Origin of the sequence: Massilia aurea (assembly GCF_014200505.1) — a bacterium.
GTDB classification, from domain to species: domain Bacteria; phylum Pseudomonadota; class Gammaproteobacteria; order Burkholderiales; family Burkholderiaceae_D; genus Telluria; species Telluria aurea_B.
Genome location: NZ_JACHBX010000001.1, coordinates 390,293 through 403,823 on the forward strand (window position 1 = coordinate 390,293; position 13,531 = coordinate 403,823).

At 66.0% G+C, this 13,531-nt stretch carries 11 protein-coding genes and 1 riboswitch; of the genes, 7 read left to right on the forward strand and 4 right to left on the reverse strand.

What is annotated here, in order from left to right; genetic code table 11:
- Positions 1-341 precede the first annotated feature (341 nt).
- From mltB to HD842_RS01675, 4 genes are read right to left on the reverse strand one after another with little or no spacing between them, the layout of a single operon-like run.
- Positions 342-1,553 carry a lytic murein transglycosylase B gene (gene mltB / locus HD842_RS01660; protein WP_183550109.1) on the reverse strand — a complete coding sequence of 404 codons (1,212 nt, stop codon included), beginning with the start codon at positions 1,551-1,553 and terminating at the stop codon, positions 342-344.
- Positions 1,550-3,565, reverse strand: coding sequence for a transglutaminase TgpA family protein (locus HD842_RS01665; protein ID WP_183550112.1), 2,016 nt, complete (start codon positions 3,563-3,565; stop codon positions 1,550-1,552). Before HD842_RS01665 ends, mltB begins: the two co-directional genes overlap by 4 nt.
- Positions 3,562-4,554: a DUF58 domain-containing protein gene (locus HD842_RS01670; RefSeq protein ID WP_183550115.1), complete on the reverse strand. Its 993-nt coding sequence runs from the start codon at positions 4,552-4,554 to the stop codon at positions 3,562-3,564. Before HD842_RS01670 ends, HD842_RS01665 begins: the two co-directional genes overlap by 4 nt.
- Positions 4,554-5,474, reverse strand: a complete 921-nt coding sequence (locus HD842_RS01675) for an AAA family ATPase (protein WP_183550117.1) — start codon at positions 5,472-5,474, stop codon at positions 4,554-4,556. Before HD842_RS01675 ends, HD842_RS01670 begins: the two co-directional genes overlap by 1 nt.
- 217 nt (positions 5,475-5,691) lie before the next feature.
- Between HD842_RS01675 and HD842_RS01680 the strand changes: the two genes are divergently transcribed.
- From HD842_RS01680 to HD842_RS01710, 7 genes are all read left to right on the forward strand, one after another.
- Positions 5,692-6,624, forward strand: coding sequence for a histone deacetylase family protein (locus tag HD842_RS01680; protein WP_183550120.1), 933 nt, complete (start codon positions 5,692-5,694; stop codon positions 6,622-6,624).
- A 69-nt stretch (positions 6,625-6,693) separates the two neighbouring features.
- The gene (locus HD842_RS01685; RefSeq protein WP_229424549.1) at positions 6,694-7,620 is read left to right on the forward strand and encodes a hypothetical protein; all 927 of its coding nucleotides are present in this window, start codon (positions 6,694-6,696) and stop codon (positions 7,618-7,620) included.
- Complete coding sequence (locus tag HD842_RS01690) at positions 7,592-8,812, forward strand: hypothetical protein (protein WP_183550122.1); 1,221 nt, start codon at positions 7,592-7,594, stop codon at positions 8,810-8,812. Before HD842_RS01685 ends, HD842_RS01690 begins: the two co-directional genes overlap by 29 nt.
- A 296-nt stretch (positions 8,813-9,108) precedes the next feature.
- Positions 9,109-10,056 carry a ribosome biogenesis GTPase YlqF gene (ylqF, locus tag HD842_RS01695; RefSeq protein ID WP_183550125.1) on the forward strand — a complete coding sequence of 316 codons (948 nt, stop codon included), beginning with the start codon at positions 9,109-9,111 and terminating at the stop codon, positions 10,054-10,056.
- Positions 10,057-10,081: 25 nt separating this feature from the next.
- Positions 10,082-10,322: riboswitch (cobalamin riboswitch) on the forward strand.
- Between the two features lie 68 nt (positions 10,323-10,390).
- On the forward strand, positions 10,391-12,358 hold the full coding sequence (locus tag HD842_RS01700; protein ID WP_183550128.1) for a TonB-dependent receptor: 1,968 nt from the start codon (positions 10,391-10,393) through the stop codon (positions 12,356-12,358).
- Between the two features lie 150 nt (positions 12,359-12,508).
- Positions 12,509-13,171: a thiol:disulfide interchange protein DsbA/DsbL gene (locus HD842_RS01705; protein WP_183550131.1), complete on the forward strand. Its 663-nt coding sequence runs from the start codon at positions 12,509-12,511 to the stop codon at positions 13,169-13,171.
- Positions 13,168-13,497 (forward strand): hypothetical protein, encoded by a 330-nt coding sequence (locus HD842_RS01710; protein ID WP_183550134.1) that lies wholly within the window; start codon positions 13,168-13,170, stop codon positions 13,495-13,497. Before HD842_RS01705 ends, HD842_RS01710 begins: the two co-directional genes overlap by 4 nt.
- Positions 13,498-13,531: the final 34 nt, after the last annotated feature.

Consider the following 13,531-nt stretch of genomic DNA (forward strand, 5'->3'; position numbering starts at 1 on the left):
ATCGTTTCTTTCGATTCGGTTATCGTTGTCTACTTGCAACAATAGCCGCAATGCAATTCTCTCATATAGTCACGTGAAACAACTATTGTTTTTTGATTAATGAGTAGTGTACGGGCATCCAGCATTTGATGCCGCACAGTATGGGAATTGCTGACTTAATGGAAAGAAAATGGGGAGTATGACTACATTCGTAATATATTTAGTACGAATAATTGCAAGATACTTGCGCATACCCCTGGGGGGTATGCGAGCGAGTGCTGGTCAGCAATATTGAAAGTTGGAGGGAAACTTGTTACAAAGGATTACAAACTTTCCCACTCGGAAATGTAGCGTGATGTGCCTCACTCAGGTCGGGCAGCGCGCACGGCACGACCCAGGTCCACAACCGACATTGCATAGAAATAACTGCGATTGTATTTGGTGATAGCATAAAAATTATCGTTGGCGACCCAGTACTCGGTCGGCTCGGCGCCATTTTGCAGGTCGATCAAACCGTACAGGTTCTCCGCCGGCAGCGGCGTGCTGGTGACCACGCCAGCAGCACGCAGCGCTTCCGGTTTCAGCGTCGCTTCCAGACCGAGTCCGAGCAGCGACTCCCAGGCGCGCGTTGGCGAAACGTCGGCGGCATACGCGGTCGGCCCGCGGTGCTCGGGGTTCCAGCCATGCTGGATCAGGAAGTTGGCGACGCTGCCGATCGCATCGACGCTGGAGCCGCGCAGATCGACGCGGCCATCGTTATCGAAGTCCACACCGTATTTGAGGATATTGCTCGGCATGAATTGCGGCAAACCGACGGCGCCTGCGAACGAGCCGAGCAGCGAGAACGGGTCGTAGCCGCGCTCGCGCGCCAGCACCAGCGTGTTGGCCAGCTCATCGCGGAAGAACGCCTGGCGCGCGGCCTGGTTCGGTGAATCCGGATAGGCGAACGCCAGGGTGGTCAGCGAGTCGAGCACGCGGAAGCGCCCGGTGTCGCGGCCGTAGATAGTCTCGATGCCGATGATGCCGACGATGATCTCGGCCGGCACGCCATACGCTGCTTCGGCGCGCTTGAGCGCCTCGGCGTTGGCTTCCCAGAAGCGCACGCCGGCACGGATCCGGATCGGCTCGATGAAGCGGGCGCTGTAGGCTTGCCAGTTCTTTGGCTTGCCCGGTGGCGCCGGCTTGACCAGCTGCACGGCCGTATCGATGTAGCGCACCTGGCCGAACAGCGCCTCGAGCGCCGCACGTTCAAAGCCGTGCTGCGCGACCATCCCGTCGATGAATTCGCGTACTGGTTGCCATTCCAGAAAGTTGACGTGCTCGTTGTCGGTGTCGACGACGCTCGCGGCAGCGGCGCCGGCTGCAACAACTGGCGCGGCCTTGGCGGCGGTGCTACGCACCTTGGACGATTTGGCGTTCGTTGATTTGGCTTTCGCTGCGGCCTTGGCTTTGGCGGCCTTGGTCTTGGCTTGCGCGCTGCGCGCCTGGCTGTCGGAAGAAGGGGCGGCGAGCGCATCGCCATGCGCGCTGGCGGCAAGCGCGAGCGCGGCGAACAGGGTAACAATTAATTTCATCTGACTTGCGACAATAGACGTTTCAAGGTGGCGTGGAGCCGGGGATCGGCTGCGGGCGCGGCGTAGCGCCAGGCGCTGTAACGACGCAGGAAGGCGATGGCGGCCTCGCGGGCGGGCGGGCCCAAGGCCTGCGCGCCGGCGGCGGTAGCAGCATCGGTGGCGAGGATGCGCGCCGCGTAGGCGCTGGGCCCTTCGTCTTGCGCGCGCGGCAGGCCGGCCTGGCCCAGTCGCTTGCACAAGACCGAGTATAGAGCATCGATCGGGTCGATTTCGCGACGGCGCCGCAAAATTTTCATGCTCCACCAGGCCAATCCGGCCAGCACCAGCGCGACGCCGAACGGCCAGCCGAGCAATTTGTCCTGCAGGCCCTGTACGACGCTGCGCTGGCGTTCCGGCGTGTAGTTCAGCACCCACTGGTTCCAGCCGTTGTTGAGCGCGCCCATCGCGTTACGCACATCGGCCAGCCAGGCGCCGGCTTGCAGTCCGAACGGGTTCACGCCGCGCAGCGCGTCGATGCCGAATGGCGCGGGCCGCTCCGTGGCCCGGTTCGTCCCTGACTGCACGCGCTCCGGCGCCACCGCCGCCGTCGGATCCACGCGCAGCCAGCCACGGCCGGCGATCCAGACTTCGGCCCAGGCGTGGGCATCCGACTGGCGCACCGTCATGAAGCCGTCGATGGGATTGAGCTCGCCGCCCTGGTAGCCGGTCACCACGCGCGCCGGCACGCCGGCCGCGCGCATCAGAAACACGAAGGCGCCCGAGTAATGTTCGCAAAAGCCCGAGCGCGTCCCGTACAGGAATTCGTCAACCGTATGACGCCCGAGCAGCGGCGGGGCCAGCGTGTATTCAAACGGCTGCTCGCGGAACTGGCGCAGCACGGCGTCGACCCGCGCTGCCGGGTCGCCCAGCGCGCGCAAGGCCATGCCGGCAGCCAGGGCGCGCGGGTTGAAGCCATACGGCAGCAACAGCCAGCGATTGGTGTCCGCCAGTGCCGGACCACGCTGCAGCGCATACTCGACGTGCGAGCTGGCGCGGTAGCGCACGCGGCTCGCCAGCGGCGTGTCAGCCGTCAGCTCGAACTGCGGTGAGATGCGCAACTCGTGGCCCGGCACGACCGGCAATTCGCCCGGCATCTCGAGCGCGAACACCCAGCGTGATTGCGACGGTTCGAGCGTGACTTCGTATTCCAGTCCCGGCCCGCCGACCGACAGGCGCAGATTGCGGCCCGACGCGGTGTTCTCGCCGCGACGCCAGGTCAGGCCATCGAAGGCATCGAGCACGGGGCCTCGCCAGTACAACTGGGGCGGCAGTGGTGGGCGGCCAAAGAAGCGCACGCGAAACGCCGGCTCTTCGGACAGCGCCAGGTTCGACATCTGGCCCGGCGCCATCTGGTCCGACAAGCCCGAGGTGCCGGCGCCCGGGCCGCCCGGCATGCTCCACAACGGGCCCTGGATGCGCGGGAACACGAAAAACAGCGCGATCGCAATCGGCGCGGCAAAGACCAGCATGCGCGCGGCCATCGCCAGGCGCGTGCGCAGCGGCGGCACGGCGCCGGTGAACTGGAACGACAGCTGCGTGGCCAGCAGCAGCAGCACCGACGCGATCATCATGACCGCCGTGCCGATCCCCTGCGCGTAAAAGAAGTTGGTCAGCACAAGGAAGAAGCACAGGAACACCACGACGAACAGGTCGCGCCGCGCATGCATCTCGAGCATCTTGAAGGCCACCAGCAGCACCAGCATCGCCACGCCGGCATCCTTGCCGAGCAGCGTGTCGTAGCTGAACTGCACGCCGACCATGGCCGCAATCGCGATCGGCAGCAGGACGATGGCCTTGGGCATGCGCTTGCCGCGCAGCGTGATGGCGGCGCGCCAGGCCAGCGTGGCCGCGCACAGCAGCGAGACCCACCACGGCAGGTGCAGCGCGTGCGGCGCCAGCACCAGCACCGCGCTGGCAAGTAATAGCAGCGTGTCGGCCTTGTCGCGTGGCAGCGGGGTACGCAGGAAGTTCATGCGGGACCCTCGATGCCGTACAAGGCCAGCGCGCGCAGGCACGCCGCCTGGTGCGCCGCGCCGCTGCCGGCGTCGATGCGTACGGGACCCAGGTGGAAGGCGTAGGGCAGGGCGCGGCTTTCGGCGTCCAGCACCCAGCGCGTCAGGCGCGCCAGGCGCAGTTCGACGTCGAGCGTGCGTGGCAGGCGGTCGAAGTCGAGCACCAGTTCGTCGCCGCCACCGCCTTCAAAGTGCTTGGTCACCAGCTGGCCGCCGATGCTGGGATCGAGCCGCGCGATCTGGCGCCAGGCCATCTGGCGCGGCGAGTCGCCGGCCTGGTAATTGCGCACGCCAGCAAAATCGTCATGGCCGGCCGTGCGCACGCTGTTGCCGCCGCCGCCCTGCAGCGGCAGGCCGGGCGCGCCGTCTTCGGGGCGCGGGTAGACCAGCACTTGCGCGGCCGGCCGCCAGTAGCTCCAGGCGACGAACAGGCCAAGGGGAAAGCGCGTCGACAGCTTCACGCGCGCCGGCGCCGCCCAGCCACGCGCGGTGGTCGGCAGCGTGAGGGTGACGGTGGCCTGCGTGCCAGCGGCGATGTCGGCGACGTGGCGCGCATCTAGCCAGTCGGCAAAGTCGGCCCGCACGGCGTAGCGCGCCAGGCGCGTGCGGTTGATTACATGCAGCTCAAATTGCGCCACTTCGCCCGCAAACACGGGCGCCGTGCGGCCCTGTTGCAGGCGCAGCTGCGCCAGATTGCGGTAGGTGGCGACCATGTCGACCAGTGCGCATGACAGTGCCAGAAAGGTCAGGCCGAAGCCCAGGCCCAGCCCGTAATTGACCGACCCGACCAGCAGCACGGCCAGCAGCAGCACGAATCCAAGGCCCGCGCGCGATGGCACGATGAACACGCGGCGCTGGCTGATGACCACCTCGCCCGCGTCGAGCGCGCCGCCGCGCGGCAGCCATGTGCCGGTCGTGCGGCGCAACCAGCCCCGTAGCGCCAGCGCCATCAGACCGGGACCGCCTTTTGCAGTTGCAGCACCAGGTCGCGGCTGGCCAGCGCGGTGCCGTGCGCGGCGCGCAGTGGGCGCAGGCGGTGCGCGCAGACCGGCACCAGCACGGCCTGGATATCCTCGGGGATCACGTGGTCGCGCCCTTCGAGCGCAGCCCAGGCGCGCCCGGCCTGCAGCAGCGCGATCGCGGCGCGTGGCGACAGGCCCTCGGCGAACATGCCGTTCTGGCGCGACGCCTGCGCCAACGCCTGCACATACGTGATCAGCGCGTCGGATGCGTGGATGGTGCGCAGCTGATGCCGGGCCGCGGCCAGTTCGGTGGCCTGCATCGCCGGCTGCAGCGTCTTGAGCATCGCGCGTCGGTCTTCGCCCATCAGCAGCGCGCGTTCGGCGGCGGCGTCCGGATAGCCCAGCGTCAGGCACATCAAAAAGCGGTCGAGCTGCGACTCGGGCAGCGGGAACACGCCGACCTGATTGGCCGGGTTCTGCGTGGCGATGACAAAGAAAGGCTCGGGCAGGGCGCGCGTGACGCCGTCGGCCGAGACCTGGTGTTCTTCCATCGCTTCGAGCAGACCCGACTGGGTCTTGGGCGTGGCGCGGTTGATCTCGTCGGCCAGCAGCACCTGCGTGAAGATCGGGCCCGGGTGGAACACGAATTCGTTCTTTTCGCGCTCGTAGATCGAGATGCCGGCCACGTCGGCCGGCAGCAGGTCGCTCGTGAACTGGACGCGGTTAAAGCGCAGGCCCAGCGAAATGGCCAGCGCGTGCGCCAGCGTGGTCTTGCCGACACCCGGCAGGTCGTCGAGCAGCAGGTGGCCGCCGGCCAGCAGGCAGGTCAGGGCCAGGCGCACCTGCTGGTCCTTGCCGACCACCACCTCGTTGACCTGGCGTGCGACGGCGTGCAATTTGTTGAACATGGTTGGCTTTACGTTATTCGGTACATGAAACAGGTCGGCGGACCTGGCACGCATGGCATGATTGACAAGGCGGCACAGCAGCGCTGCGGCCTGCCGTGGTAGATTAGCGTCATTGGCAATCTTCATACGTCGACAGCAACAAGCCGTCCCAAGGGATTCTATGCGAGAACGGCGCGGCAAGGTGTGAATGGATGAGCACAGGCGGAGACCGAGCATCATGAGTACAGCGATTTACAGCCACCCCGACTGCCTGCGGCACGAGATGGGCGATTGGCATCCCGAGTCCCCGGCGCGCCTGCGGGCCATCGACGACCAATTGATCCTGGCGCGCCTGGATGGCCTGATCGAGCAGCGCAGTGCGCCGCTGGCCGACACGGCGCAGATCCTGCGCAACCACACGGCGGGCGCGCTGGCGCTGGTGCGCGACCACGTACCCACCACGCCGGGCGATTATTACCCGCTCGATGGCGACACGTCGCTCAATCAGCACAGCTACCAGGCGGCGCTGCGCGCGGCCGGCGCCGCGGTGGCGGCAACCGACGACGTCATCGCCGGCACGGTCACCAATGCCTTCTGCTCGGTGCGCCCGCCGGGCCACCACGCCACGCCGACCGAGCCGATGGGCTTCTGCCTCTTCAACAACGTGGCCATCGCCGCGCGCCACGCGCTCGAGGCGCATGGGCTGCAGCGCGTCGCAATCATCGACTTCGATGTCCACCACGGCAACGGCACGGCCGATGCGTTTCGCGATGATCCGCGCGTGCTGATGGCGAGCTTCTTCCAGCACCCGTTCTTTCCCTACACCGAGCCCGAACCGATTACCGCCACCTGCGTGAACGTACCGGTGCCGGCGCGCTGCGAGGGCGACACCGTGCGCCAGCTGGTGCAGGAGCAGTGGCTGCCGGCGCTGCATGCCTTCAAGCCGCAGATGATTTTTGTCTCGGCCGGCTTTGATGGCCATCGCGACGACGACATGGGCGGCATCGGGCTGGTCGAGGCGGACTACGCGTGGATCACGCGGCAGGTGCTGGCGGTGGCCAACCAATACGCCGGCGGGCGGATCGTCAGCTGTCTCGAAGGCGGCTACGAGCTGTCGTCGCTGGCGCGCAGCGTGGTGGCGCACCTGAAGGTGCTGGCCGATCTTGAATAGTCGGGAACCGCGGCGGCATTCTGCTCTCTAACGTAGCACCGGCACAAGCCGGGCAGCGAGGAGACCAGCATGAGCGAGGAGATCAGCATGAGCGAGGAGGCCAGCATAAACCCCCGCCGCATCCCGTACGCCCTCTATATCTTCTGCACTCTGTGCCTGCTTTTGGCCAGCACCGTGGCGGGCGCCACCAATTACACGCTCTGGATCAACGGCCGCAGCAGCGGCGGCGCTCCTGGTAACTACAGCGACTTTCGCTACTGGGGCCCGGCCGCGACGCCTGCCGGCATCAACAAGCAGGCAGTCAACTGGGATGGCCGCAGCAGCATTGCCTCGCAAAGCGGGCGCGTGCGCGATGCGCTCGACTGCTTCTGCACGGGCCAGAACTGGTGCTACATCGCTGCCTACAGCGCGGGCGACCTGCTGCTTGGCTACACACTGGCCAATTACGGCGGCTCGGCGCGCACCGTGACGAACGCCAGCGCGAACGCCAGCGGCGTGTGCGCCGCCAGCGGGGGCGTGCAGACCGGCTGGAACCTCAAATGGGTGCGCGTCGCAGCTGGTGCGGCGGGCGGCTCCGAACTCGCCAACGTCGGCGCCTGGACCACCTCCGAGCCGCTCGTGCAAGACCTCAAGACCAGCACCGCGCGCGCCATGTACAACCACAATGACACTCGCAACGTCTGGTTCTACCGCTACGCCGGTGCGCGCGGTACTGCGTACTCGTTCGTGCTGCCAGGCCAGGACGACGAGGTCGTGGCCTATCACAGCAGCGGCGGCGTGGCCGGCAATGCGGGCCGTTCGCTGTGTAATCCGGGTGACTGGCTGTGCGACGACCTGCGCCTGGGCACCGCGCCGAACCAGGGCAGCAGCGTCAAGTGGAGCTGGCACTCGGTCGTGTTCCGCGACGACGGCGAACGCTTCAACCACTATGGCGACGGCAACTGGGCTGGCATCATCGGAGTCATGCGTGAAGCGATGGTCAATACGGCCAATTAGTTGGCGCGCCGTCTGGCTGGCGCTGGTCGTCGCCGCTGCGTTCGTGGTCGGGCTGTTCTGGCACCAGGACGATCCGGCGCTGCCACCTGCTGCATCGGCGCAATCGACCGGCCTGCATTTTCTCGGGCCGGTGCCGGTCATGAATCCCGCCGGCGACGACCGTACCATGCGCCGACGCCAGCTTGCCGGGCAGGTCCGATTAACGCAGCACACTTATTGCAGCTACCTTCAGCACACCCGCTACCCGCATGCTTCGCGTCCGGCCGCGCAGCATCCCGACCAGCTGTATCCGAACCAGCCGGTGCGCGAATCGAACCCGATGCGTGTCGACGGTGGCGACAGCGATCCCGGCGTGCTGGTGCAGACCGCGCAGTCGCGCGTCTACCTGGCGGCAGGCGAGACGGTCACGTTGTCGCTGCGCGCTGTTGACGCGCACGGCGCCGCACTGCCGCTGGTGGTCACGCGTGCGCTGGCCCAGGGCATGGGCACCACGGGCAGCCGCCCCGCGCCCCGCGTCACGCTGGCGTTTTCGCAGGATGATGCCGATTACTGGCGCGCCACGTTCGCTCCGCACGCGGGTGCACTGGCGGGCTTTCACGGCACCATCCGCAGCGAAGTGCGCTTTGCCGCGGCCGGCCGTGCGGGTGTCGTGTTGTTCGACGTGATTTATTCGCCCGAGTTGCCGGCCGTGTGGGCGGGTGCGCCGCGTGAAGCGATCGGCGCGGACGCCATCGAGTTCACGCTGCCGCTCGACGTGCGCTTGGCCGGCCGCTACGTGGTCAGTGGCCGCATCGACGATGCGCTGGGCCGCCCGTTCGCGCTGGCAAGCTTCAACGAACTATTGGGGCAGGGGATGCAGTCGGTCGCGTTGCACGTGCACGGCAAGCTGCTGCACGACGCCGACCCTGCGCCGCCATTGCCGCTGGTGCTGCGCGATGTCGAAGGCTATCTGCTGCGTGAGAACGCGGACCCGGACCGGCTGCTGCTGGCGCGCCGCGAGGGCGCCGTGCTGGTCAGCCGCACGCTGTCGCTGGCCGGCGTGCCCGATCACGTATGGCAGAGCGAGGAACGCAGCCGCTATCTGGCCGAGTATGCGAAAGACCGCGCGGCAGCGCGCGAGCGTTTGGCGGCGTTCGATCCGGCGGCCACGTTACCGCCTCTTGCGTGCAGCGAATCGGGGCTGGTTCAGTAGGGCACCAGCGGCAACTCGACCAGCGCGGACACCGCGATGGCGCAGCACAGCAAGCCGACGCCGTACCAGCGCACCATCGATCGTTTCAGTCTGTCCCGTGCGCGCATATGTCGTCTCCGCTGGCGGCCCGCCACCGTGCGTGGCCAAGGGCAAGTGTGCACGCCGAATATGTCAACAGTGTTGCAACGGCTCAACGTCATGCGCAAGAGAAAGACCAGCTGTGGCGGGTTCACCACGCTCGCGTGCGCCACCAGCGTAAAATAGCACCTTGAACGAAAGATAAAGAAAGCAACAGCATGTCGATACAATGGTTCCCGGGCCACATGAACGCGGCTAAGAAGGAAGCGGCCGAGCAGATGGAGAACATCGATCTGGTGATCGAAGTCCTCGATGCACGCCTGCCCGAGGCGAGCTGCAACCCACTGGTGGACCAGCTGCGCAAGTTCCGCCAGCGTCCCAGCCTCAAAATCCTGAACAAGATCGATCTGGCCGATCCGGTCGCCACCGCCGCCTGGAAAGCCTATTACGATGCGCAGGACGGCGTCACGGCCTACCCGATGACGACCAAGAAGCCGGCCGACGTCGCCCGCATCCCCGATCTGGCCCTGTCGCTGGCACCGCACCGCGGCGTGCCAACGAAGCCGCTGCGCATCATGATCATGGGCATCCCCAACGTCGGCAAATCGACGCTGATGAACGCGCTGCTGAAAAAACGCGTGGCCAAGGTGGGCGACGAGCCGGCCGTGACCAAGGTCCAGCAGCGCCTGTACCTGAACAAGAACGTGGTCCTGGTCGATACGCCCGGCATGCTGTGGCCAAAAATCGCCATGGCCACCGATGGCCTGATGCTGGCAGCCAGCCATGCCATTGGCACCAACGCGCTGGTCGAAGAAGAAGTGGCCGAATACCTGGGCGAGCTGCTGCTGCAGCGCTACCCGCACCTGCTCACCGCGCGCTATGGCCTGAAAACGGACGGCATGGATGGCGTGGGCGTGATCGAAGGCGTGGCGATGCGGCGTGGCTTCCGCGTGCGCGGCGGCGACTACGACTACGAAAAGGCAGCGCACTCGCTGCTGCAGGATTACCGCCAGGGTGCCCTGGGCCGCATCAGCCTGGAAACGCCGGATTCGCGCGCGGCCAGCCTGGCCCTGCACGCAGCCGAAGTGGCCGAGAAGGCCCGTCTGGCCGCCGAGAAGCTGGCTGCCAAGCTCGAAGAGCAGTCGCGCGGCAAGCGCGGCAGTTGACCTGCCAGGGCGCGTGCCGACACGGTATAATCGCGCCGTTTTGGTGCTCTCGCGCGCATTCCAGCGCGCGAAGTTAAACGGGAAACACGACAGGGCTGCGCCGCGCGCCGTCCTGGAAGTGTGCTGCCCCCGCAACGGTCAACAAGCGCCGCGTCCGCACATCCTGCGCCGCGGCAGACAATCTCGATAACCACTGTCCGTGCCGGACAGGAAGGTGAGGGCGTCCGCTTGCCAGCCCGGATACCGGCCAGGACAGGTGGAAGCGCGACGCGCTTCCTTCGACGCCAGGCTGCGGGGACGCAGCAGGGCGCCCTTTACCGAGAACACACTCATCATGACTTTTGCAGCTCCCGCGCGCCGCGCGCCCCTCGTTGTGGCGTGCGCCTTCGCCGTGTCCACCTTCGCTACCCTCGCTGTCAACGCTACTGCGCAGGAAACGCTGGCGCCGGTCGTCGTCACCGCATCCCGCTTCCCGGCCACCGCCACGCCGATCGGCGCCACCGTGATCACGGCGGACCAGATCCGCACCTCCGGCGTGGCCGACGTGAATGCGGCGATCCGCAAGATCGGCGGCGTCTTCGGTCGCCAGAGCCTGGACGGCTCGCCCGACTTCAGCCTGGACCTGCGTGGCTTCGGCACCAACAGCGCGCAGAACGTGGTCGTGATGGTCGACGGTGTGCGCCTGAATGAAAACGAGCTGGCCAGCACGGTGCTCTCGAGCATCCCGGTCGATACGGTCGAGCGCATCGAAATCACCCGTGGCGGCAGCAGCGTGCTGTACGGCGATGGCGCCACCGGCGGCGTGATCCAGATCTTCACCCGCCGTCCGCAAGGCAGCGGCACGCGCGGCACCCTGTTCGTGGAAGGCGGGCGCTTCGACGCGCTCGACCTGCGCGCCTCGATCGCGCATGGCGCCGGCCCGTGGTCGTTCGACGCCGCCGTGGCCGACCGCCGCACCGACAACTACCGCGACAATAACAAGTACGAGCAGACGAGCTTCAGCGGCGGCGTGCAATATGCGTACGGTTCGAACGGCCGCGCCGGCCTGCGCTTCGAGAGCTCGCGTTCGGACTCGCGCCTGCCGGGCTCGCTGAACGAGGCACAGTTCCAGGCCAACCCGACCCAGAGCAACACACCGGACGACTTCGGCTCGCTTGACACCGACCGTGTCAGCGCCTTCGTCGAACACCGCATCGGCGCCATCGAACTGGCTGCCGAACTGTCGCACCGCGAGCGCGATGTCGGTTCGACGTATGTGTTCTCGGGCTTCCCATCGGCCTCGCGCTATCAGGCCGATCAGACCCAGTTCTCGCCACGTCTGCGCCACACTGCCACGCTTGGCGATAAGCGCAATGAATTCGTCACCGGGATCGACCTGACCCGCTGGGACCGCCAAGTGACGTCGAGCTTCTCGGCCGGCGACGCCAAACAGGAGTCCAAGGCGATCTATGTGCGCGACGAACTGACCTGGAACGCGCCGCACAATGCGCGCCTGGCCGTCGGCGCGCGCCATGAACGTTTCGACAAGGACTACACCGATCCGCTCGCCTTTGTCGAGCCGGAAGACACCGAGCAGTCAGTCAACGCGTTCACGGTCGAAGGCAGCTTCGACGTCGCGCGCGAGGTAACCGTGTTCGCCAAGGCCGGTCGCAGCTACCGCATCGCCAACATCGACGAAAACTCGTACCGCTCGAGCCCTGGCGTGCTGGCGCCGCAAACCTCGCGCGACCTGGAGCTGGGCGTCGCCTTCGGCAACGACGCGCACAAGGCCACGGCCCGCGTGTTCCGTCACCGCCTGACGAACGAAATCTTCTTCGATCCGACGCTTGCTGGTGGCTTTGGCATCAACACCAATCTCGACCCCACCCGCCGCCAGGGTGTGGAAGTCGAAGGCAACGCGCTCTTGGCGAACAACCTGCGCCTGACCGGGGCATGGCAATACGTGCAATCCGAGTTCCGCGATGGTCCGAATGCCGGCCGCGAGATGGTGCTGGTGCCCAAGCACGTCGTGACGACGCGCCTGGCCTGGACGCCGGGCAATGGCCAGACCGCCGATGTCGGCGCGCAGTGGGTGGCCAGCCAGCGTTTCGGCAGCGACTTCGCCAATAGCTGTGACGCCCGCGTGCCGTCATACACGACGGTCGACGCCCGCTATGCGCGCCGCTTCGGTCCATGGGAAGCGTCGGTGTCGGGCCTGAACCTGCTCGATCGCCAGCACTACAGCTACGCGTTCAGCTGCCGCGCCGGGATTTACCCGAGCGATGGCCGCCAGCTGAAGGTGTCGCTGCGCTACGACTTCTGATCCATGTTTTGCCGGGCGCGGGTGGCTGATGTATTTGCATGCATGTTTCAGCGGTAAGCAAATGCAATAAATCGCGCCCTGCAGACAGGGCAGGGGCAAAAAGTGGTAATCTCGCGATCGTTCGCTCAATCATATTTGTGGAAGGATGTTATGCGCACTCTGCGTTTTGCCCTCGTTGCTGCCGCCCTGGTTGCCGGTTTCGCCAATGCTTCGCCGACTGATCCACGCGTCGGCTCCGAATACACCGTGCTGGCCGCGCCGCAGCCGACCCAGACCGTCGGCAAGAAGGTCGAAGTCGTTGAATTCTTCGCCTACCACTGCGGCGCCTGCAATGCGTTCGAGCCGACGCTCAATGCATGGATCAAGAAGCAGGGCGACAACATCGTGATGCGCCGCATCCCGCTGCCGTTCCAGGGCCCGAGCGACCCGGAAGCCCGCCTGTTCCTGACGCTCGACGCCATGGGCAAGCTGGAGCAGTACCATGACCGCGTGTTCCGCGCCGTGCACGTCGAGCGCAAGCGCCTGATGAAGGATGAGGACATCATCGCCTGGGCAACCTCGAACGGGCTGGACAAGGCCAAGTTCATGGAAGCGTGGAACTCGTTCGGCGTCCAGACCAAGCTCAAGCGTCTGCCGGCAGTTGCCGAAGCGTACAAGGCCAGCAGCACGCCGACTGTTGTCATCGATGGTAAATACGTCGTGTCGCCAGCGACTGTGGCACAATCGAACAAGATCCAGGACATGGGCCAGCTGATGACGGCCACTGGCCAGGTCCTCGATGCACTGGTAACGAAGGCAGCCCAGACCAAATGACCAACGACGTCGAACGCGACATCCTCAAGATCTACGAAGGGTCACGGCCCAAAGAGGAAGAGCTGTTTGAGACCAGCCGCGTGAACCATGTCGCGTGGTCGCTGGCGGCGATCTTCGCCCTGGTGGCCATCTGGCTCGCCATCGCGCTGGTCAATGCCGAAAACCAGCGCCACGCGCTGGCGACGAACAAGTGCCCCGACATGGTCTTCAAGTCCGGTGTCGACAAGGCCTGCCTCGTCACGGTCAATTCGCGCGATCACTGGTGGCAGCATCTGTGGCATGCGGTGACGAATGTGCGTCCACTGCCGAGTAATGTCGGGCAGTAAAGGTTGTTGGTAGCAAGTTGAACGGCGTCCAATG